20 protein-coding genes are annotated in these 20951 nt (G+C 73.6%); 13 read left to right on the top strand and 7 right to left on the bottom strand.

All coding sequences use genetic code 11. The features are described 5' to 3' along the window. A partial coding sequence (locus ABZ883_RS38210; protein ID WP_360915129.1) for a CbiX/SirB N-terminal domain-containing protein occupies window positions 1-466 on the bottom strand: 466 nt, incomplete at its 3' end. Further along, on the bottom strand, window positions 463-1602 hold the full coding sequence (locus tag ABZ883_RS38205; RefSeq protein ID WP_360915126.1) for a uroporphyrinogen-III synthase: 1140 nt from the start codon (window positions 1600-1602) through the stop codon (window positions 463-465). The genes ABZ883_RS38210 and ABZ883_RS38205, both read right to left, overlap by 4 nt. Window positions 1603-1793: 191 nt before the next feature. On the opposite strand from ABZ883_RS38205, the gene ABZ883_RS38200 reads away from it, so the two are divergent. From ABZ883_RS38200 to ABZ883_RS38165, 8 genes are all read left to right on the top strand, one after another. After that, window positions 1794-3908, top strand: a complete 2115-nt coding sequence (locus tag ABZ883_RS38200) for a molybdopterin oxidoreductase family protein (RefSeq protein WP_360915123.1) — start codon at window positions 1794-1796, stop codon at window positions 3906-3908. After that, window positions 3905-5140: an FAD-dependent oxidoreductase gene (locus ABZ883_RS38195; RefSeq protein WP_360915120.1), complete on the top strand. Its 1236-nt coding sequence runs from the start codon at window positions 3905-3907 to the stop codon at window positions 5138-5140. Before ABZ883_RS38200 ends, ABZ883_RS38195 begins: the two co-directional genes overlap by 4 nt. After that, window positions 5137-7716 (top strand): nitrite reductase large subunit NirB, encoded by a 2580-nt coding sequence (gene nirB, locus ABZ883_RS38190; protein ID WP_360915117.1) that lies wholly within the window; start codon window positions 5137-5139, stop codon window positions 7714-7716. Before ABZ883_RS38195 ends, nirB begins: the two co-directional genes overlap by 4 nt. Beyond that, window positions 7713-8087, top strand: coding sequence for a nitrite reductase (NAD(P)H) small subunit (locus ABZ883_RS38185; RefSeq protein ID WP_360915114.1), 375 nt, complete (start codon window positions 7713-7715; stop codon window positions 8085-8087). The genes nirB and ABZ883_RS38185 overlap by 4 nt, the downstream gene beginning before the upstream one ends. 71 nt (window positions 8088-8158) lie before the next feature. Next, entirely contained in the window at window positions 8159-9547 is a 1389-nt protein-coding gene (locus ABZ883_RS38180; protein ID WP_360915111.1) for a nitrate/nitrite transporter, read from the top strand. A gap of 139 nt (window positions 9548-9686) precedes the next feature. Further along, on the top strand, window positions 9687-10598 hold the full coding sequence (locus ABZ883_RS38175) for a patatin-like phospholipase family protein (protein WP_360915109.1): 912 nt from the start codon (window positions 9687-9689) through the stop codon (window positions 10596-10598). Between the two features lie 129 nt (window positions 10599-10727). Further along, window positions 10728-11309, top strand: coding sequence for a hypothetical protein (locus ABZ883_RS38170; RefSeq protein WP_360915106.1), 582 nt, complete (start codon window positions 10728-10730; stop codon window positions 11307-11309). A 65-nt stretch (window positions 11310-11374) separates the two neighbouring features. After that, window positions 11375-12349: a YbhN family protein gene (locus tag ABZ883_RS38165; protein ID WP_360915103.1), complete on the top strand. Its 975-nt coding sequence runs from the start codon at window positions 11375-11377 to the stop codon at window positions 12347-12349. Here ABZ883_RS38165 and glpX read toward each other — a convergent pair. Then, window positions 12316-13359, bottom strand: a complete 1044-nt coding sequence (gene glpX, locus ABZ883_RS38160; protein ID WP_360915100.1) for a class II fructose-bisphosphatase — start codon at window positions 13357-13359, stop codon at window positions 12316-12318. The two genes, ABZ883_RS38165 and glpX, sit on opposite strands and share 34 nt — an antisense overlap. A gap of 160 nt (window positions 13360-13519) precedes the next feature. Here glpX and ABZ883_RS38155 point away from each other — a divergent pair, with 160 nt between their 5' ends. Next, on the top strand, window positions 13520-14050 hold the full coding sequence (locus ABZ883_RS38155) for a DUF4245 domain-containing protein (RefSeq protein ID WP_360915097.1): 531 nt from the start codon (window positions 13520-13522) through the stop codon (window positions 14048-14050). 50 nt (window positions 14051-14100) lie between these two features. Here the strand turns inward: ABZ883_RS38155 and ABZ883_RS38150 are convergent, their stop codons facing one another. From ABZ883_RS38150 to xseA, 3 genes are all read right to left on the bottom strand, one after another. Next, on the bottom strand, window positions 14101-14694 hold the full coding sequence (locus ABZ883_RS38150) for a malonic semialdehyde reductase (protein WP_360915094.1): 594 nt from the start codon (window positions 14692-14694) through the stop codon (window positions 14101-14103). A gap of 126 nt (window positions 14695-14820) precedes the next feature. After that, window positions 14821-15072, bottom strand: coding sequence for an exodeoxyribonuclease VII small subunit (locus ABZ883_RS38145; protein ID WP_360915091.1), 252 nt, complete (start codon window positions 15070-15072; stop codon window positions 14821-14823). A 264-nt stretch (window positions 15073-15336) separates the two neighbouring features. Next, a complete protein-coding gene (xseA, locus tag ABZ883_RS38140) occupies window positions 15337-16545 on the bottom strand; it encodes an exodeoxyribonuclease VII large subunit (RefSeq protein ID WP_360915088.1) in 1209 nt (402 codons plus the stop codon). A gap of 175 nt (window positions 16546-16720) precedes the next feature. Here xseA and ABZ883_RS38135 point away from each other — a divergent pair, with 175 nt between their 5' ends. The 3 genes from ABZ883_RS38135 to ppgK are packed head-to-tail and all read left to right on the top strand — an operon-like array spanning window position 16721 to window position 18751. Then, on the top strand, window positions 16721-16906 hold the full coding sequence (locus ABZ883_RS38135; RefSeq protein ID WP_360915085.1) for a hypothetical protein: 186 nt from the start codon (window positions 16721-16723) through the stop codon (window positions 16904-16906). A gap of 28 nt (window positions 16907-16934) precedes the next feature. Beyond that, the gene (locus tag ABZ883_RS38130) at window positions 16935-17963 is read left to right on the top strand and encodes a 4-hydroxy-3-methylbut-2-enyl diphosphate reductase (RefSeq protein WP_360915082.1); all 1029 of its coding nucleotides are present in this window, start codon (window positions 16935-16937) and stop codon (window positions 17961-17963) included. 29 nt (window positions 17964-17992) lie between these two features. Continuing rightward, window positions 17993-18751, top strand: a complete 759-nt coding sequence (gene ppgK / locus ABZ883_RS38125; RefSeq protein WP_360915079.1) for a polyphosphate--glucose phosphotransferase — start codon at window positions 17993-17995, stop codon at window positions 18749-18751. Window positions 18752-18787: 36 nt separating this feature from the next. Here the strand turns inward: ppgK and ABZ883_RS38120 are convergent, their stop codons facing one another. Continuing rightward, a complete protein-coding gene (locus ABZ883_RS38120) occupies window positions 18788-19324 on the bottom strand; it encodes a DUF6542 domain-containing protein (protein ID WP_360915076.1) in 537 nt (178 codons plus the stop codon). Between the two features lie 187 nt (window positions 19325-19511). Between ABZ883_RS38120 and ychF the strand changes: the two genes are divergently transcribed. Further along, the gene (gene ychF / locus ABZ883_RS38115; protein ID WP_360915073.1) at window positions 19512-20600 is read left to right on the top strand and encodes a redox-regulated ATPase YchF; all 1089 of its coding nucleotides are present in this window, start codon (window positions 19512-19514) and stop codon (window positions 20598-20600) included. The last annotated feature ends 351 nt before the right edge of the window (window positions 20601-20951 follow it).

Genomic DNA, 20951 nt, shown 5'->3' with positions numbered 1-20951 from the left:
GCCGATCCGCAGGCGAGGCCCAGTGGGTCCTGCACGCCGAGGCCACGGCCCGCGCCCTGCACGAACCGGACCAACCGGTCCCCGTCGCGCCCGCACCCCATCCGGCCTCGGCGAGGCGGTCGGTGAGGACGTCGGCCAGCAGGGGATCGGGGCCGAGGGCCGGCGCGACGCGGGCCCGCAGATGCGGCGCGGCGGCGAGGGCCGCGGGGATGTCGACGCGCAGGTGGTAGCCCGCGCCCAGCAGCAGGGGCACGACGACCACCTCGCCGTCCAGCCGGGCCAGGGCCTCCGGCAGCGACGGCGCCACCAGGTCCAGGAAGCACAGCTCCACGCGCAGGCCGGGAAGACGGGCGTGCACCCGCGCGACGAGCGCCTCGGTCACCGCCACCCCCTCCGGGTCCCGCGTGCCGTGGGCCACGGTGAGGAGCGTCGGCGCGGGCCGGGCGGCGGGGGCGGCCGTCGTCATGTCGTCGCCAGGCGGTAGCCGCGCTTGGGGACGGTCGCGACCATGTCGCCGTGCGGGCCGAGCGAGGAGCGCAGCCGGGCGACGGCCGCTTCCACGGCGTGCTCGTCGGCGTCGGAGTCCGGCCATACGCGGCGCAGCAGTTCGGCGCGGCTGAGCACCCAGCCGGGCTTCTCGGCCAGCGCGCGCAGGAGCGCGGCGCTCTTCGGCGACAGCCAGTGGTTCTCCCCGTCGACGAGCAGCGCGCTGCCCTGGAGCACCAGCGTCCGGCCGGCGATCCGCACTTCGCGGCGGCCGCGCGTGGGCAGCGTCTCGGTGAGCGTGCGCACCAGCGCGCCGAGGCGGCCGCGTTCGGGCCACACCGCCGGCAGCCCGGCGTCGAGCAGGGGCCGCGCGCAGACCGGGCCGACGCAGACCGGGAGCACGTCGCCGGACATCGCCTCCAGGACCCGCTCGCGCACGCCGTCGCTCATGGCGGTCCCCAGGAAGGCGGTGATCGCGGGCGCGCTGGTGAAGACCAGGGCGTGCACTTCGCGGCGGACGGTCTGCTCGACCAGGCGCCGGACGGGTGCGGGGTCCACCGGCGGCGCCCATCGGTAGACGGGGACCGGGACGACCTCGGCGCCCCGCTCGCGAAGCGCGGCGCCGAACGCGGTGAGCGGCAGGCCGTGTTCCTGCACCGCGATGCGCAGCCCGGCCAGGGGGCGGGCCAGCAGCCAGGTGAGCAGTTCGTCGGTGGCCTCGCTCCTGGGCGACCATGCCTCGTCGAGCCCGCTGGCGCGCACCGCGCCGGTCGCCTTTGGACCGCGGGTCAGGACGACGGCGTTCCGGCAGGCGGCGGCCAGTTCGGCGCCGCGGCCCCAGCCGTCGGCGGCGCTCATCCAGCCGCGCCAGCCCACGCCGGTCGTCGCGACGACGTAGTCCAGCGGGGCGGCCAGGCAGCGTTCGGTCGCGCGGCGCAGCGCGATGTCGTCCTCCAGCGGGAGGATGCGCAGCGCCGGCGCCTCGACCACGCGGGCGCCGCGCCGGGTCAGGAGCGCGACGAGCTCGTCGCGTCGGCGCGCCGCCGTGACACCGACGGTGTATCCCGTCAGCGGACCGGGTGGCGGTGCCGGGGTGGGTTCAACCGGTGTGCCCATGGGTGCAGACTCGGGCCGCGCGGTTTCCGGGAGGTTGCCCGGGCGTCACACGGGGGTGAGACAAGTGCCGTGCTGTGTTACGCCAGATGTCCTCGACCGCACCCCGTCCCCGTCGCGGCGTGAGCGACGCGCACCACGGGCGCAACGCGGGCGTGAAAGCGGTGTAACGCCCCGCGTCCAGGATCGTCCGCATGACGACCACCACCGACACCCACTGCCCGTACTGCTCGCTCCAGTGCGGCATGCGCCTGGAGGCGCCGCACGGGGCCGGGGCGCGGGTCGCCGAGCGGCCCGGCTTCCCGGTCAACCGGGGCGCGCTCTGCGGGAAGGGCCAGTCGGCCGGCGAGCTGCTCGCACCGGCGAGCCGTCTGAGCACACCGCTGGTCCGCGAGCGCGGCGCGTTGCGCGCGGCGGGCTGGGACGAGGCGCTGGACCGGGTGGCAGAAGGCTTCGCCGCGATCGGGGCCGAGCACGGCGCCGACGCGGTCGGGGTCTTCGGCGGCGGCGGTCTGACCAACGAGAAGGCCTACCAGCTGGGCAAGTTCGCGAGGATCGTGCTGGGCACCGCCACCATCGACTACAACGGCCGCTTCTGCATGTCGTCGGCCGCGGCCGGGAACAGGATCGCCTTCGGACTGGACCGCGGGCTGCCCTTCCCGCTGGAGGACATCGCCCGGACCGAGTGCCTGATCCTGGTCGGCGGCAATCCCGCGGAGACAATGCCGCCCGCGCTGCGGTACTTCCGCGAACTGCGCGAGAACGGCGGCACGTTGATCGTCGTCGATCCGCGCCGCACACGCACCGCCCAGCAGGCGGACATCCATCTGCAGCCGCTGCCGGGCGGTGATCTCGCGCTCGCCCTCGGCCTGCTGCACGTCCTGATCGCGGACCGGCTGGTCGACACCGAGTTCGTCCGGACGCGCACGACCGGCTTCGAGCGGGCACGGTCGGAGGCGATGGCCCACTGGCCGGAGCGCGTCGAGGCACTCACCGGCGTGACCGCGGGACACATCCGCGAGGTCGCCCACCTCTTCGGACGGGCGCGGACCGGCATGGTGCTGACCGCGCGGGGCCCGGAGCAGCACAGCAAGGGCACCGACACCGTCGGCGCGTGGATCAATGTGTGCCTGGCGGCGGGCAAGGCCGGCCGGCTCCGGTCCGGGTACGGGTGCCTCACCGGCCAGGGCAACGGACAGGGCGGGCGGGAGCACGGCCAGAAGGCCGACCAGCTGCCCGGTTACCGCTCGATCGAGGACCCGGCCGCGCGGGAGCACGTCGCCGGTGTCTGGGGCGTGGCCCCGGACTCACTGCCCCGGTCCGGCCGTTCCGCCTACGAGTTGCTGGACAGCCTCGGCCGGACGGGACCGGACGGTGTGCGGGCGCTGCTGGTCATGGGTTCCAATCCCGTGGTCTCCGCCCCGCGCGCGGCGCAGGTGACCCGGCGGCTGCGCTCACTGGACCTGCTGGTCGTCAGCGACCTCGTGCTGTCCGAGACGGCCCAGCTCGCCGACGTCGTCCTGCCCAGCGCCCAATGGGCCGAGGAGACAGGGACGATGACCAACCTGGAGGGACGGGTGATCCTCCGGCAGAAGGCGGTGGAGCCGCCCGCCGGGGTCCGCACGGATCTGTGGGTGCTGCGCGAGCTCGCCGCGCGGCTCGGCGTCGACCGGGGTTTCCCCGACGACCCGGAGACGGTCTTCGAGGAGCTGCGGCGTGCCTCGGCCGGGGGCCAGGCCGACTACGCGGGCATCAGCTACGCGCGGATCCGGGCCGAGGAGGGGGTCTTCTGGCCGTGCCCGGCCGCGGACCATCCCGGCACACCGCGGCTCTTCCTGGAGGCCTTCGCCACACCGGACGGCCGCGCCCGCTTCGCCGCCGTCACCGACCGCCCGTCGGCCGAGGTGCCCGACGCCGACTATCCGCTCCATCTGACCACCGGGCGGGTGCTGCCCCAGTACCAGAGCGGCGCGCAGACCCGGCGGGTCGACGCCCTCAACGCGGCGGCGCCCGGGCCGTTCGTGGAGCTGCACCCGCTGCTCGCGCGGCGGCTGGCGGTCGCGGACGGGGACCTGCTGGCGGTCACCTCTCGCCGCGGCCGGGCCGTGGCACCGGCGCGGATCACGGACACGATCCGGCCGGACACGGTCTTCATGCCGTTCCACTGGCCGGGCACGGGACGCGCCAACACGCTGACCAATCCGGCGCTGGACCCGACGTCCAAGATGCCCGAGTTCAAGAACTGCGCGGTACGGGTGGAGCCGGCCCGGGACGCCGCCGCCGGGCCCGGTGCGGGGGTGCGGCCATGACGGGCGGGCGCCGCATCGCCGTCGTCGGAGCCGGGATGGCCGCCGCGCGCTTCGCCGCCCGCTACGGCGCGCTCGGCGGAACCGGCCGCGTCACGCTGTACGGGGCCGAGCCCCGCGCGCCCTACAACCGGGCCCTCCTCGCCGACGTGCTGACCGGACGCCACGACGCCGAGGCGATCGCGCTCCCGGCCGGCGACGCCGAACTGCGCCTGGGCGCCGAGACCGTCGCCCTCGACCCTGCGCGGCGCACCCTCACCCTGGCCGACGGCCGGACCGAGCCCTGGGAAGAACTCGTCCTCGCCACCGGGGCCAATCCGGTGCTGCCTCCCCTGCGCGGGCTGCGCCGCGCCGACGGGGGCGGGCTGCGCGACGGAGTGCACGCGCTGCGTACGCTCGCCGACTGCGCGCGGCTGGCCGAGGACGCCGCCACGGCGCGCCGCGCGGTGGTCGTCGGCGGCGGCGTGCTGGGTGTGAGTGCCGCCCGGGCGCTGGCCGCGCTGGGTCTCGCCGTCGAGATCGTCCACCAGGGTCCGCACTTGATCGACCGTCAACTCGATGCGGGGGCCGCCGCGATGCTGCGTGACGGACTGCGGCGCCTCGGTGTCGAGGCGTACGTGGGCAACCGTGCCCGGGCCGTGGTGGACACCGGCGAGGGCGACGCCGTCGAACTGGCCGGCGGCTACCGTCTCGGCACCGACCTGGTCCTGATCGCCTGCGGCGTCCGGCCGCGCACCGGCCTGGCCCACGCCGCCGGCCTGAAGGTCGCCGCCGGTGTCCTCGTCGACGACACGCTGGCCGCCTCGGCGCCTCATGTGTACGCCATGGGCGACTGCGTCCAGCACCGCAACACGGTGCACGGACTGTCGGGCCCGGCCTGGGAGCAGGCCGACGTACTGGCGGCGCGCCTGTCCGGAGCGGACCCCGGCGCGCTCTACCGGGGCTCGCGCACCCCGTCCCGGCTCAGCGCGGGACCGCTGGAGTACGCCGCCGTCGGCGAGGCCCACCTCGACGCCGAGGACCAGGCCGCCGACCCCGACCTGGACGTCCTGCGACTGACCGACGCGACCCGCGGCAGCTACAAGAAGCTCGTGCTGCGCGGCAACCGCCTGGTCGGCGCGATCCTGCTCGGCGACCTGGCCGCCGCGGGCGACCTCGCCTCCGCCTGGAGGCGCGACGACCCGATGCCCGACCCTCCCCTCCACCTCCTCACCTCCCGCGGAGCCGCCCGATGACGCACCGCCCGAAGGAACTCGTCCTGATCGGACACGGCATGGTCGGCCAGCGCTTCCTGGAGGCGCTCGTCGAGCAGCCGCGGGCCGGGGACTGGCGGATCACCGTACTCGCCGAGGAGTCCCGCCCCGCCTACGACCGGGTCCACCTGACCTCGTGGTTCTCCGGTACCAGCGCCGAGGAACTGTCGCTCGTGCCGGCCGGCTTCCTGTCCCGGTACGGCATCGACCTGCGCCCCGCCGACCCGGTCACCGCGATCGACCGGGCCGCGCGGACCGTCGCCACCGCCTCCGGCCGGGTGCACCCCTACGACGCGCTCGTCCTGGCCACCGGCTCCCGCCCGTTCGTGCCGCCGGTCCCCGGCCACGACGCAAGCGGCTGCCACGTCTACCGGACCATCGAGGACCTGGAGGGGATCCGCGCGGACGCCGCCCGCGCCCGCACGGGCGTCGTCGTCGGCGGGGGCCTGCTCGGCCTCGAGGCCGCGGGCGCGCTCGTCTCCCTGGGTCTGGAGACACACGTCGTCGAGTTCGCCCCGCGCCTCATGGCCGTCCAGGTCGACGAGGGCGGCGGACACCTGCTGCGCCGCAAGATCGAGGAGCTGGGCGTCACCGTGCACACCGCCGCCGGCTCCCGGGCCGCCGTCACCGGCGAGGACGGCCGGGTGCGCGCGATGGAGCTTTCGGACGGCCGCGAACTCCCGGCCGACCTGGTCGTCTTCTCCGCCGGGATCCGGCCCCGCGACGAGCTCGCCCGGCAGAGCGGGCTGCCGGTCGGCGAGCGCGGCGGCATCGTCGTCGACCCGCGCTGCCGCACCGCCGATCCGCGTGTCCACGCCATCGGCGAGTGCGCGCAGGCTGCCGACGGCAGGGTCTACGGCCTGGTCGCCCCGGGATACGCGATGGCCGAGACGGCCGCCCGTTCCCTGGCCGGCGAGCACCGCGACGAGTCCGCGTTCACCGGCGCGGACACCTCCACCAAGCTGAAGCTGCTCGGCGTCGACGTCGCCAGTTTCGGCGACGCGCACGGCACGACCGAGGGCGCGCTCGACGTCCTCTACAGCGACAGCCGCTCCGGGCTGTACAAGAAGCTGGTCATCGGCCGCGACGGGCAGTTGCTGGGCGGCGTGCTGATCGGCGACACCGATTCCTACGACGTGCTGCGCCCCCTCGCGATCGGCGGCCGCCCGCTGCGGACACCTCCCGAGCAGCTGGTCCTGCCCGCCGGTCTCGCGCCCGCCGGGCAGCTCTCCCTGCCGGACGAAGCCGTCGTCTGCTCCTGCCACAACGTGAGCAAGGGCGAGATCCGCGCTGCGCTCGGCCGGCCGGACTGCGGGACCGTCGCCGAGGTGAAGAAGTGCACCAAAGCCGGTACGGGCTGCGGGAGTTGCGTCAAGCTGCTCGGCACGATCGTCACCGAGGAGCTGGAGGCGTGCGGTGCCGTCGTCGACCGGGGCCTGTGCGAGCACTTCGCGCTCACCCGCGCCGAACTGTACGAGATCGTCCGGGTCACCGGCATCGGCTCCTTCTCCGCGCTGATCGACGGACACGGCAGCGGGGAGGGCTGCGACATCTGCAAGCCGGTCGTCGCCTCGATCCTGGCCGGCCCGGGCGGCGGCCACATCCTGGACGGGGAGCAGGCCGCCCTCCAGGACACCAACGACCATGTCCTGGCCAACCTGCAGCGCAACGGCTCCTACTCGGTGGTGCCGCGGATCCCGGGCGGCGAGATCACCCCGGACGGGCTGATCACCATCGGCGAGATCGCGCGCGACTTCGGTCTGTACACGAAGATCACCGGCGGGCAGCGGATCGACCTGTTCGGAGCTCGCGTCGACCAACTGCCGCCGATCTGGCGGCGCCTGGTCGACGCGGGATTCGAGTCCGGCCACGCGTACGGCAAGTCGCTGCGCACCGTGAAGTCCTGCGTCGGCGAGACCTGGTGCCGCTACGGCGTCCAGGACTCGGTCCGCCTCGCGATCGAGCTGGAGCTGCGCTACCGCGGGCTGCGCTCGCCGCACAAGCTCAAGTCCGCTGTGTCCGGCTGCGCCCGCGAGTGCGCGGAGGCGCAGGGCAAGGACTTCGGCATCATCGCCACCGCCGCCGGCTGGAACCTCTACATCGGCGGCAACGGCGGCATGACGCCCCGGCACGCCGACCTCCTGGCCTCGGACCTGGACCGGGAGACGCTGGTGCGGACCATCGACCGGTTCCTGATGTTCTACATCCGCACCGCCGACCGGCTGGAGCGGACCTCCACCTGGCTCGACCGCGTCGAAGGCGGGCTGGAGCACGTACGGGCCGTCGTCATGGACGACGCGCTGGGCATCTGCGGCGAACTGGACGCGCTGATGGCACGTCATGTCGCGCACTACCGCGACGAGTGGGCCGCCGTGCTGGACGACCCCGAGCGGCTGCGCCGCTTCGTGTCCTTCGCCAACGCGCCCGGCACGCCCGACCCCACCGTCACCTTCGTGCCGGAACGCGAGCAGATCCGCCCCGCCCGCCCCGGCGAGGACGGGCGCGTGCTCGCCCCCGCGCTGGTCGCCGGGCCCCGGCTGGAGGTGCGGACCGCATGAACACGGTGGTCGAGATCTTCGACGGCACGACCTGGACGCGAGCGTGCGCCTACGAGGACCTGGTCCCCGGCCGCGGCGTGGCCGTGCTCCTCGCGGACGGGGAGCAGGCCGCGGTCCTGCGCGACCGCGCGGGAGAGCTGTTCGCCGTCGACAACCGGGACCCGTTCAGCGGCGCCCACGTGCTCTCGCGGGGCATCGTCGGCAGCCGGGGCGACGTACCGACGCTGGCCTCCCCGATGTACAAGCAGGTCTTCGACCTGCGGGACGGCCGCTGCCTGGACGAGACCACCGCCCCGGACGGCACCCCCGCGGTCCTGCGGGTCTGGCCGGTGCGCCGCACCGCGGACCCGTCCTCACGGCCCCCCGCGTGAGGCACGCACCGGCCCGGCGCCGCCGGCGCCGGAGGCACTACTCCCCCACACACAGGATCGGGTGACAGCGCATGAGCACGGTCGTCACGGAAGAGGGCTCCGCCAAGGACGCGGCCACCGTCGCGGGCGCGAGCCGGTCGCGCGCCATCACGGACTGGCGCCCGGAGGACGAGGAGTTCTGGGAGCGGTCCGGGGCCGCGGTCGCACGCCGCAACCTGGTCCTGTCCGTCCTGTCGGAGCACATCGGCTTCTCGGTGTGGAGCATGTGGTCGGTGCTGCTGCTCTTCCTCGGGCCCGAATACCACATCGACGCGGCGGGCAAGTTCACGCTGGCCGCGCTGCCGACGGCGGTCGGCGCGGCCCTGCGCCTGCCGTACACCTTCGCGGTGGCGAGGTTCGGCGGCCGCAACTGGACGGTGTTCAGCGCCCTGTTGCTGCTGGTCCCGACGGTGCTGGCCGGGGTCGTGCTGCGGCCGGGGGTCTCGTACGGCACCCTGCTCGCCGTGGCGTGCGCGGCGGGCGTCGGCGGCGGCAACTTCGCGTCCTCGATGGCGAACATCAACGCGTTCTACCCGCAGCGGCTCAAGGGCTGGGCACTCGGTGTCAACGCGGGCGGCGGTAACCTGGGCGTGCCGGTGGTGCAGTTGGTGGGCCTGTCGGTGATCGCCACGGCGGGCGCGGCGCAGCCGCGCCTGGTGCCGCTGGTCTACGTGCCGCTGATCGTGCTGGCCGCGCTGGGCGCGGCGCTGAGGATGGACAACCTGGCGTCGGCGAGGAACGACGGGCGGGCGCTGCGGGAGGTGGCGAGGGACCCGCACAGCTGGGTGGTGTCCCTGCTCTACATCGGCACCTTCGGCTCGTTCATCGGCTTCGGTTTCGCCTTCGGCCTCGTCCTCCAGGTCCAGTTCCACGAGCAGTTCGACACGCCCGTGAAGGCGGCGTACCTCACTTTCCTGGGACCTCTGCTGGGGTCGCTGGTGCGGCCGGTGGGCGGAAGGCTGGCGGACCGCTGGGGCGGTGCCAGGGTGACACTGTGGACCTTCGCCGCGATGGCCGCGGGCGTGGGCGTGGTGCTGGCCGCGTCGCGGAGGGAGTCGCTGCCGGTCTTCCTGGTGGGCTTCGTCGCCCTGTTCGTGCTGAGCGGGCTCGGCAACGGCTCGACCTACCGCATGATCCCGGCGGTCTTCCGGGCCAGGGCGCACGCCGCGGTCGCGGCCGGCGCGGACGCGGAGACCGCCGAGCGGGACGCGCGCCGCCGCACGTCGGCGCTCATCGGGCTGGCGGGCGCGATCGGCGCTTTCGGCGGGGTGCTGGTGAACCTCGCGTTCCGGCAGTCGTTCCTGCACGGCGAGAGCGGCGATCCGGCCTACTGGGCCTTCCTGGCGGCGTACGCCGTGTGCTCGGTGGTGACCTGGGCGGTCTATCTGCGGCCCCGGGGCGGGCCGATGCGCGGGGTCTGACGCCGGCAGGGCATCGGCCGCGCCCCGCGGAACATAAAGAAAACGAACATTCGTCTTGACTCAACCCTCACCGGAGGCGCAGGATGGGCAGCGCTCACATGGAATGACCGTTCCCTGAAGGGGAGGGAGGCGCAGTGCCATGACTGCCGTGCACACCGGCGGATCGGGCATGATCCCGCGTCAGGTCCCGCTGGACGGCCAAGCGCCGGCAGCGCCCGCGGGGACCGGGCAGGCGCCGTCCGGCACCGTGGCGTTCGTGCTGCAGGGCGGCGGCAGTCTGTGCGCGGCACAGGTCGGGGCACTGCGGGCACTCACCGAGGCAGGCATCACTCCCGATCTCGTCGTGGGATCCTCGGCCGGCGCGCTCAACGGCGCCGCCTTCGCGGCCGACCCGGGCATCGAGGGCCTCGACAGGCTGGAGGCGCTGTGGCTGGGCCTCAGGCGCCGCAACGTCGCACCGATAGCGCCGAGCACCCTGATCAGGGCCGCCCTGGGCCGGGGTGAGGCGGCGGTGTCGAGCGCGGCGCTGAGGCGGTTGCTACGGGACGGGATCGGCGTGGCGCGCCTCGAGGACGCCGCCGTGCCCGTGCACGTCGTGACGACCGACATCGACACCGGGGCCGCCGTCGTGCTGTCCCGGGGCGACGCCGTCCCGGCGCTGCTGGCCTCGTCGGCCTTCCCGGGGCTGTACCCCCCGGTGCGCATCGGGGAGCGCCGCCTCATCGACGGCGGCGTGTCGGCGGACACGCCGGTGCTCCAGGCGGAAGCGCTCGGCGCGACCACCATCTACGTGCTGCCCTCCGCCGTCACCGAGCAGACCGGCCATCACGCCCACGCGGCCCTGATGGCCGCCTACCGGGCGGTGGGCCAGATCCTGGTGGAGCGCGAGAGACGGGACCTGGCCGCCGTCCACGGGTCGGTCCTCCGGCTGCCCGCGGCCACCACCGAGGTCGTCAGCCTCGTCGACTTCCGGGACACGCCGCACCTGGTCCGGGCCGGTTACTCACTCACCCGGGACTGGCTCGCCCGGCAGCCCGCGGCCATGGCGTGACGCCGCCGCACGGCGCATGCGGCGTCCCGTGCCCTCAGCGGCCCCGGGCCGCGCGTGCCATCCCCGGAAGGCCGGTCGCCGGTCGCTCTCCGGGCCACCCCGTCTCCCTCCACGCCCTCAGGTAGCCCCGTGATCGATGCCTCTCCGCCTCCGCCCCCGTCCCCGAACGACGGCACCGACCGCTCGGCCGTCGAGCCCAAGCCGCCGAAGGGCGCGGACGGCAGCGGCGTCAGCGGTGCCCATCGCGGCACCGGAAGCTGGCTGCGCAGCCGCCGTCGCGGCCATGTGTCCTCGTACCTGCCACTGCGCGTGGACGAGGCCTTCCTCGTCCGCGACGCCGTCCGGGGCCCGGCGGGCGGTCTGGTGCGGTTCCGGGTGTCCGACGCCGACGAAGCCGGGCCCTCGCGGCGCTCCTGGTGGAAGCGGACGGATCTGGGGCGTCAACTCGCCGATTCAGCAGCAGAGTTGCGCCTGGTGCCCAGCAGCCCCCGGGACGGGAACGGCACCCTTCAGCCGCTCATCGCCCTGCTCACCCTCAACGGCGTCACCGACACCGCGCCCGTGGTCCGGCTCGACCTCGCCGGCCGCCTCGGCGTCGACGTGCACTTCTACGCGGGCCTGTGGGGCCTGGCCCTGCCCGCGCACACGCGGTGCCGCATGCATCTCGAAGGTCCCGTCCGCCTGCTGCCCGCCTGGCCCACGGCGCGATGAGCGAGCGCACGGCCCCGCGTTCGCGCCGGCGTACGGTACTGACCGCTTGCGCCGTGGTGGGTGTGGTGGGAACCGAGCTGGTGTGGGTGGCCCCCTACGCGCGCCAGGCGGCGGGGCAGCTGACCCACGCCCACCTGCGGTGGCTGCTGCCGGCGCTCGCCGCCGAGGCGGTGTCCATGATGGCGTTCGCGCGCCTTCAACGGTTCGCGCTCGGCACCGGCGGGCTGCGGGTCACCATCGGTTCGGCCGCCGCCACGGTGTTCGCCGGGAACGCCCTGAGCGCGAGCCTGCCCGGCGGGACCCTGATCTCGCTCACCTACCGGACCCGCCGCATGCGCGCGTGGGGCGCCAGCGCACCTCAGATCGGCTTCGTCCACGCGGCGACCGGCGTCCTCAGCACGATCGCGCTCGCCGTGCTCGCCGGGGTCGGACACACCCTGGCGGGGGACGGCTCACAGCTCCTCCCGGTCGCGGTCCACGTCCTCGCGACCGCCGCCCTCGCCTGCGCCGCACTCGCGCTGCTCCACCACCCCGCCGTGCTGCGGCGCCCCGTGGGCGCCCTCCTCCGCCTGTGGCACCGGCTGCGCCGCAACGTCACGGAGCCGCGGTCCGCCGAAGGGCTGCTCGACGAGCTGGCCGCCATGGACCCGCCGGCCCGTTTCTGGGCGCGGGGACTCGGCCTGGCCCTGGGCAACTGGTCCGCGGACCTCGTGTGCCTGCTCGCCGTGTGCCATGCCGTCGGGGCGTCGCCCACGCTCGCCACGGTGGTGCTCGCCTATGTCGCCGCGATGACGGCCGCGTCCGCCATGCCCCTGCTGCCCGCCGGGCTCGGCACTCTCGACGCGGCCCTGGTGCTCACCCTGCACCACGGCGGGGTGGCCACGATCCCCGCCACCGCCGCCGATCTCCTCTACCGGCTGATCACCCCCGGGCTGGTCAGTGTCGCCGGATGGGTCCTGCTGTTCCGGCAGCGCTCTGGCCGGGCCGCCCTCCGGCCGGGAGCCGGTCAGCGCGCGCGGTCGAAGTCGATCGTGCTGTAGGCGCGCAGCTTCGACAGCCGGTGCGTGGAGTCGATCTGCCGGATCGTGCCGGACTTGGAGCGCATGACCAGCGACTGGGTGGTCGCGGTCTCGGCGCGGTAGCGCACCCCCCGCAGCAGCTCGCCGTCGGTGATGCCGGTGGCGACGAAGAACACGTTGTCGCCCTTGACGAGGTCGTCCGTGTGCAGGACCCGGTCGAGGTCGTGGCCGGCGTCGAGGGCGCGCTGCCGCTCGGCGTCGTCCTTGGGCCAGAGCCTGCCCTGGATCGTGCCGCCGAGGCACTTGATCGCGCAGGCCGCGATGATGCCCTCCGGTGTGCCGCCGATGCCCATCAGCAGGTCGACGCCGGTGCCCTCGCGCACGGCCATGATGGCGCCCGCGACATCGCCGTCGGAGATGAACGTGATCCGCGCGCCGGTCTCGCGGATCTCCTTGGCCAGGCCGTCGTGCCGCGGCCGGTCGAGCACCACGACGGTCACGTCCTCGGGGGCGCCGCCCTTGGCCTTGGCGACCCGCCGGATGTTCACCGACGGCGGGGCGGTGATGTCGACGAAGTCGGCGGCCTCGGGGCCGGTGACCAGCTTGTCCATGTAGAAGACGGCCGAGGGGTCGTACATCGCGCCGCGGTCGGCGGCGGCGAGGACGGCGACGGCGTTGGGCATGCCCTTGGCGGTGAGCGTCGTCCCGTCGATCGGGTCCACGGCGATGTCGCACTCCGCGCCGGTCCCGTCGCCGATCCGCTCCCCGTTGAAGAGCATCGGCGCCTCGTCCTTCTCGCCCTCGCCGATGACGACGACGCCGTTCATCGACACGGTCGAGACCAGGGTGCGCATGGCCTTGACGGCCGCGCCGTCCGCCCCGTTCTTGTCGCCCCGGCCCACCCAGCGGCCGGCGGCCATCGCGGCGGCCTCGGTGACCCGCACCAGTTCGAGGGCGAGGTTGCGGTCGGGGGCCTCGGGACTCACTTCGAGCTGCGGCGGCATGGTGTGGTTCTCGTGCTGCTCGGTCATCACAGCGCACCTTTCTGTACGAGGACGGCCGGAAAAGAGGGTGGTACGACCTTATCCGCCAGGTGCCAGGATGAGCAGGGGGCCCGTCACATGAGCGCGGGCACGCGGGTGCGGGACCCGGGCGCCGGGACGCTCCGGGGCATGAGGGACCATAGGGGGCGTGGCAAAGAAGCGCGGCACGGAAACAGTGCGGGACATGGTGCTCTCGATGGCGGCGATCGGCGTCGTGGTCGGGATCATCTGGTTCTTCATCCCGCACGACGAGAACCACGACCCCGTCCAGGTGGTCGGCTACCGGGTCGAGCTCGACCAGGCCCGCCGCAGCGCCCCGTACCCGGTCGCGGCCCCCGAGGGGCTCGGCAAGGGCTGGCGGGCGACCTCGGTGACGTACGAGGACACGAACCCGAAGGCCGTGCACTGGCACCTCGGCTTCGTCGACCCGCAGAACGAGTACGCGGCCGTCGAGCAGAGCAACGCGGACGCGGAGGCGTTCGTCGCGTCCGTGAGCCACGACGCGCGCAAGAGCGGCACGCGCACCGTCGGCGGCGAGACCTGGGACCGCTACGAGGGCCCCAAGTACGACGCCCTGGTGCGGCAGAAGGGCGGGGTGACCACGATGGTCACCGGTACGGCCCCGGCCGACCGCCTCGCGGAACTGGCCGCCGCGCTCCAGGAGCGCAGCGGCCAGTAGGTCCGGACGATCTCCCGGCCCCCCGGAAGGGGTCGGGGTCCGGAGGTGTCTCAGACGGTGGTGACGACCTCGTCGTAGGGCAGTCGCGGCGAGCGCGCGCGCCAGGCGTTCTCGCCCGCCTTGCCGATGTTCACCACGGCGAGCACGGAGTGGTCGCCGTCGGGGAAGAACTCCTTGTTGATGGCGTCGGCGTTGTAGCCGGTCATCGGGCCCGCGGCCAGGCCCGCGGCGCGCACCCCGAGGATGAAGTAGCCGACCTGGAGCGCGGCGTTGAAGGCGGCGGACTGCTCGCGGACCGGGCGCTCGCCGAAGAGCATGTCCTTGGCCTGCGGGAAGGCCGGGAACTGCACCGGCAGCTCCTCGTGGAACTCGTTGTCCGCGGCCAGGATGGCCACCAGCGGCGCCGTGGAGGTCTTCGCCCGGTTGCCCTCGTTCATGAGCCCGACCAGGCGCTCGCGGCTCTCCGCGGAGCGGACCAGCACGATGCGCAGCGGCTGCTGGTTGTAGGCGGTGGGCGCGTACTTCACCAGGTCGTACACGTCCTGGACCTGCTCGTCGGTCACCGGCTCGGTGGTGAAGGTGTTGGCGGTGCGCGCGTCGCGGAAGAGAAGGTTCTGTGCGGCGGTGTCGAGCTGGAGGGTCATCGGGTACCTCGGGGGGCTGTGGGGAACCGCCCCGTCGGGGCGGCGTCGAACTCTCCCTCCAACATAGGTGAAGATTCAACTATTCCGGGATGCCCGCCCCGTGAGCACCGTCACGACGCCCCCCCGCTACTCCTCCTCGGCCGCGCCGGACGCCCCGGCCGCACCTTGCACCGCGTCGTCCGACTCCTCCGCGAGGGCCGCGTCCAGGCGCGCGCGGGCGCCCTCCAGCCAGTTGCGGCACACCTTGGCGAGCTCCTCGCCGCGTTCCCACAGGGCGAGGGACTCCTCCAGCGTCGAACCGCCCGCCTCCAGTCGGCGGACGACGTCGACGAGCTCGTCGCGGGCCTGCTCGTACCCCAGCGTGTCCTGATCAGCCATGGCACCAGACTAGGGCCGCCCTAGGGCGTGTTTCGAAAGTCCCTCCCCCAGCTACCGCTGGGAGGTGCCCCCATCCCGCGACGCCTGGCACGGCACCTCGCTGCGTTGTCGAATCGTCCGAGTAGCCCACTACGAGGACGACTCTCCGCCTTGCGATGCACCGCACCAGACCCCGCGGGACCCGCCCTCCGGGCGGCCGGCGCTACTTTCGAAACACGCCCTAGGACAGGACGGGGCCGCCCGGCGCCGCACGCCGGAGCCGGCTCAGCGCGTGACGCGGACCGTGAACTCGCCGTCGGCGACCCGGGCCCGCAGCTTCTCCTCGTCGGCCACCTCGCCGGCGGCCCGCACGACCCCGCCGTCCTCCCGCTGCAGGACGGCGTACCCGCGCTGCAGCGTCGCCGCGGGGGAGAGCGCGACCACCCGGGCCCGGGTGTGCGCCAGCTCGTCGTCCGCGCGGTCCAGGCGGTGCCGCAGATGCCGCCGCGAACGCTCCAGCAGCGCCGCCACCTGCTCCTCGCGCTCCTCGACCATCAGCCGCGGACGCGCCATCGACGGACGGCTCATCGCCGCCGCCAGCCCCCGCTCCTCGCGGTCCAGCAGCCCGCGCACCACCCGCAGGGAGCGGTCCCGCAACTGCCCGACCCGGGTCAGCTCCTCGCCCACGTCCGGGACGACGCGCTTGGCGGCGTCGGTCGGCGTCGAGGCGCGCAGGTCCGCGACCAGGTCCAGCAGCGGGGTGTCCGGCTCGTGCCCGATCGCGGACACCACCGGTGTACGGCACTCGGCGACCGCCCGCACCAGCCGCTCGTCGGAGAACGGCAGCAGGTCCTCCACACTGCCGCCGCCGCGCGCCACGATGATCACGTCGACGCCGGGGTGCGCGTCGAGCCCCTGCACCGCCTCGATCACCTGCGGGACCGCGTACGCCCCCTGCACCGGCACATTGCGCACCTCGAAACGGACGGCCGGCCAGCGCAGCCGCGCGTTCTCCAGCACGTCGCGCTCCGCGGCCGAGGCACGGCCGCACACCAGGCCGATCAGCTGCGGCAGGAAGGGCAGCGGCCGCTTGCGCTCCAGCGCGAACAGACCCTCGCCGGCCAGCCGCTTCTTCAGCTGCTCCAGCCGCAGCAGCAGGTCGCCGATCCCTATCGGGCGGATCTCCGAAGCCCGCAGCGACAACTGTCCCCGCGGCGCGTACCACTCCGGCCGGGCCTGCACGACGACCCGCGCGCCCTCGCCGACCGCCCCGTCGAAGGCGTCGAAGACGGCGCGGCGGCAGGTCACGCTCAGCGAGATGTCGTGCGACGGATCGCGCAGCGTCAGGAAGACCACGCCCGCGCCGGGGCGCCGGGACAGCTGGGTGATCTGCCCCTCCACCCACACCGCGCCGAGCCGGTCGATCCAGCCGCCGATCAGCCGCGACACCTCGCCGACCGGGATCGGCGCCTCCGCGGACGTGTTCAGAGCCATACGCCGAGACTAGCCCCCGCCACGGACAGTGACCCCGCCCCGGGCGGGATTGCTCCGGCCCCGGGGCAGCGGCCGGTCCCGCCGCAGACCCGAATGGCGTCCACCGCTGTCCGTCCTCCCGCGGACGCCGCACGCTGGATCGCAGCCCCATGCGCCCCGTGCCCGGGAGGTCCCCATGCGCTCACACGGCCCGCCGCCGCCGCGGCCGCCGCGCGTCGGCGGCGGCTTCCGCATCGGGCGCCGCGGCCCCGGCTGCGGCTGCTTCGGCTGCCTGACGGCGGTGGCCGCGGCGGTGCTCGCGGGAGGGCTGCCCGGACTGCTGCGCGCGGCCCGCCGCGGGCGCCCCCGGCGGGGCCGATGACCTCGGTCACGCCCCGTACGATGGGCACATGACTGCTGCTGCCCGACGGGTCCTGCTCGCCGCCCCCCGTGGCTACTGCGCCGGCGTGGACCGCGCCGTGATCGCCGTCGAGAAGGCCCTGGAACAGTACGGGGCCCCGATCTACGTCCGCCACGAGATCGTCCACAACAAGTACGTCGTGCAGACCCTGGAGAAGAAGGGCGCGATCTTCGTCGAGCAGACGGCGGAGGTCCCCGAGGGGTCGATCGTGATGTTCTCCGCGCACGGTGTGGCGCCCGTCGTCCACGAGGAGGCCGAGCGCGGCAGGCTCGCCACCATCGACGCGACCTGCCCCCTGGTGACCAAGGTCCACAAGGAGGCCGTCCGCTTCGCCAACGAGGACTTCGACATCCTGCTGATCGGCCACGAGGGCCACGAGGAGGTCATCGGCACCTCCGGCGAGGCCCCCGACCACATCACGCTGGTCGACGGCCCGGCCGACGTCGCCAAGGTCGAGGTCCGGGACCCCTCCAAGGTGGTCTGGCTCTCCCAGACGACGCTGTCCGTGGACGAGACCATGGAGACGGTCGACGCGCTCAAGGAGAAGTTCCCGCAGCTCATCTCGCCGCCCAGCGACGACATCTGCTACGCCACGCAGAACCGCCAGCTGGCGGTGAAGCAGATGGGCGCCGAGGCCGACCTGGTGATCGTCGTCGGCTCCCGCAACTCCTCCAACTCCGTCCGCCTGGTCGAGGTCGCCAAGCTGGCGGGCGCCCGCGAGGCGTACCTCGTGGACTTCGCCGCCGAGATCGACGAGGCCTGGCTGGAGGGCGTCTCCACGGTCGGCGTCACCTCCGGTGCCTCCGTTCCCGACGTGCTGGTCGAGCAGGTGCTGGAGTGGCTGTCGCAGCGCGGCTTCGAGGACGTCGAGATCGTCAAGGCCGCCGAGGAGTCGATCGTCTTCTCGCTGCCCAAGGAGCTCCGCCGCGACCTGCGCGCCGAGGCCGCCGCCAAGGTGGCCGCCGCCCCGGCCGCCGGGACCGCCCCCGAGCAGGCGGGTCCGCCGTCCGAGGGGTGATCGTCCTTCCCACGTCGTAGCGTTGGGCCATGAGCGTTTTCGGTGTGGACATCGGCGGTTCGGGGATCAAGGGCGCCCCGGTCGACCTGGATCGCGGCGATCTGGCGGAGGAGCGCTGCAAAGTGCTCACTCCGCATCCCGCGACGCCCGACGCGGTGGCGGACTGCGTCAAGCAGGTCGTCACCCATTTCGGCTGGCAGGGACCGATCGGCGCGACGTTCCCCGGTGTGGTGACGCACGGGGTCACGCGCACGGCGGCCAACGTCGACAAGGGCTGGATAGGCATGGACGCGGCCGGCCTGCTCTCCGAGCGGGTCGGCCTGCCCGTGACGCTGCTCAACGACGCCGACGCGGCGGGCATGGCCGAGATGGCGTACGGCGCGGGGCGCGGCCGCTCGGGCACGGTCATCATGCTGACGCTCGGCACGGGCATCGGCAGCGCCGTGTTCGTGGACGGCAAGCTGCTGCCCAACTCCGAGCTGGGCCACTTGGAGCTGCACGGGCACGAGGCGGAGAAACGCGCCTCCACCAAGGCCAAGGAGGACGAGGAGCTCAGCTGGGAGCACTGGGCGCGCCGGGTCAACAAGTACCTCGCGCACGTCGAGATGCTCTTCTCGCCCGAGCTGTTCGTGATCGGCGGCGGCGTGAGCCGCAAGGCGGACAAGTTCCTGCCGCTCATCGAGGGCATCGAGGCGGAGATCGTGCCGGCCGCGCTGCAGAACAACGCGGGCATCGTCGGCGCGGGCATGGCGGCGGCCGCGGCGGTCGCCACCACCGCCGCCGGATAGCGGTCCGGGCGCGGACGCGGGTGCGTACGGGCGCTGTCAGCGGCGTTCCGCGCGCCGCGCCCGCGTCACGTACGCCACCTTCCGCACGGCCGTGATCACGGCGGCGCACACCGTGCCGCCGTACAGCCAGCCGGTCAGCGTCGCGAGCCCGGTGAGCAGCGCCATTACGTGCCCGGTCAGCCCGCCGCCGCCGTCGGCGGTCACGGCCAGCGCGATGGTGAAGGCGATGGGCGCGCTCACCGGCGCCGCCGACAGGTCGTACGGCCGCACCCACACGCCGCCGGCGATGCAGGCCAGCAGGAAGACGACGCCGAACAGCGTGCCCGGCTCGCCGTTCACCAGGGAGTCCACGGCGCCGCCGCACAGGGCGGTCAGCGTGATGAAGACCCCGGTGCCGAGTCCCGTCAGACGGGACTCGCTCTGTCCCCGCCGCACCCCCCACAACGGGCCGCGGCGCGGACCTCCGCCCACGGCGGTCGCCCCCGCGGGCCTGCGCGCCGGACGCTCGGCCGGTCTGGCCGGCCGCGTCACGGCACCGTTGTTGTGCGGCGTGCGCGCACTGTGTTGGTCCACGCACCCAACGTAGGCTCCCGGCAGGGGGGAAACAGGGGCAGGACACGACTTTTCAGCCCCACAGGGGGCGAGGCGGGCCGCCGGAGCCTCCGGGGGTCTCCCGCTTCCGTAGACTGGTGGATCGGTCCGTCCCCGCCCGCCCCGGGCGCACGGGCCCTCCACCCACCTCGCTACGGGAAGTCGTCACGTGTCGCTCACGATCGGAATCGTCGGCCTGCCGAACGTCGGCAAGTCGACCCTGTTCAACGCCCTGACCAAGAACGACGTGCTGGCGGCCAACTACCCGTTCGCCACGATCGAGCCCAACGTCGGTGTCGTCGGTGTCCCCGACCCCCGCCTGGACACGCTCGCGAAGATCTTCGACTCGCAGCGCAAGCTCCCGGCGACGGTCGACTTCGTCGACATCGCGGGCATCGTGCGCGGCGCCAGCGAGGGCGCGGGCCTGGGCAACAAGTTCCTCGCGAACATCCGCGAGTCCGACGCGATCTGCCAGGTCATCCGGGCCTTCGTCGACCCGGACGTGGTCCACGTCGACGGCAAGGTGTCCCCGAAGGACGACATCGAGACGATCAACACCGAGCTGATCCTCGCCGACATGCAGACCATCGAGAAGGTCCTGCCCCGGCTGACCAAGGACGCCCGTCTCCAGAAGGAGAAGGCGGCGATGCTCGCCGCCGTCCAGGAGGCGCAGCAGATCCTCGAGGACGGCCGCACCCTCTTCTCCGCCGGCATCACCGCCGCCACGGAGAAGGGCGGCCTCCTGCACGAGCTGCACCTGCTGACCACCAAGCCGTTCCTCTACGTCTTCAACGTGGACGAGGACGAGCTGACCGACGACGCCTTCAAGGCCGAGCAGCGCGCCCTGGTCGCCCCCGCGGAGGCGATCTTCCTCAACGCCAAGATCGAGTCCGAGCTCATCGAGCTCGACGACGAGGAGGCCCTGGAACTCCTGCAGTCCATGGGCCAGGACGAGCCCGGTCTCGCCACCCTCGCCCGCGTCGGCTTCGACACCCTCGGCCTGCAGACGTACCTCACGGCCGGCCCGAAGGAAGCCCGCGCCTGGACGATCAAGAAGGGCGCCACCGCCCCCGAGGCCGCCGGTGTCATCCACACCGACTTCCAGAAGGGCTTCATCAAGGCGGAGATCGTCTCCTTCGGCGACCTGGTCGAGTGCGGCTCCATCCCCGAGGCCCGCGCCAAGGGCAAGGCCCGCATGGAGGGCAAGGAGTACGTCATGCAGGACGGCGACGTGGTGGAGTTCCGCTTCAACGTCTGATCCGTTCCGCGAAAGGCCGCTTGACCTGCGACGGAGCAGGTTGGGCGGCCTTTGCGGTCCGCACGGAGTCCGCAGCGTGGTGCCTTCGGTCGGTGCGCGGGGGAGCGGGTCTCGGAGGCGCCGTACGCGCGGCCCGCGTCCACCCCCAGAACGGGGAAGTGCCGGCGCACCTTGGCGGCTGCCTGTGTCCAGGCCGAGCGGGAGTGGCGGGAGTGGGCGATCGTCCCTTCGCGGGTCGGCGGGGTGCCGGTTCCGGCCGGAGCGGAAGGCGAGGGAAGCGCTGAATGCCGAGCCGAAGCGTGTTTTCACCTCGGATGAGAACACGCCAAATGCGAACGAGAATTTCAAGGC

The sequence above is a fragment of the Streptomyces sp. NPDC046977 genome, from assembly GCF_040644455.1.
Taxonomy (GTDB): domain Bacteria; phylum Actinomycetota; class Actinomycetes; order Streptomycetales; family Streptomycetaceae; genus Actinacidiphila.
Note: the sequence above shows the minus strand (reverse complement) of the source record. Positions and strands in the feature narration are given on the sequence as shown.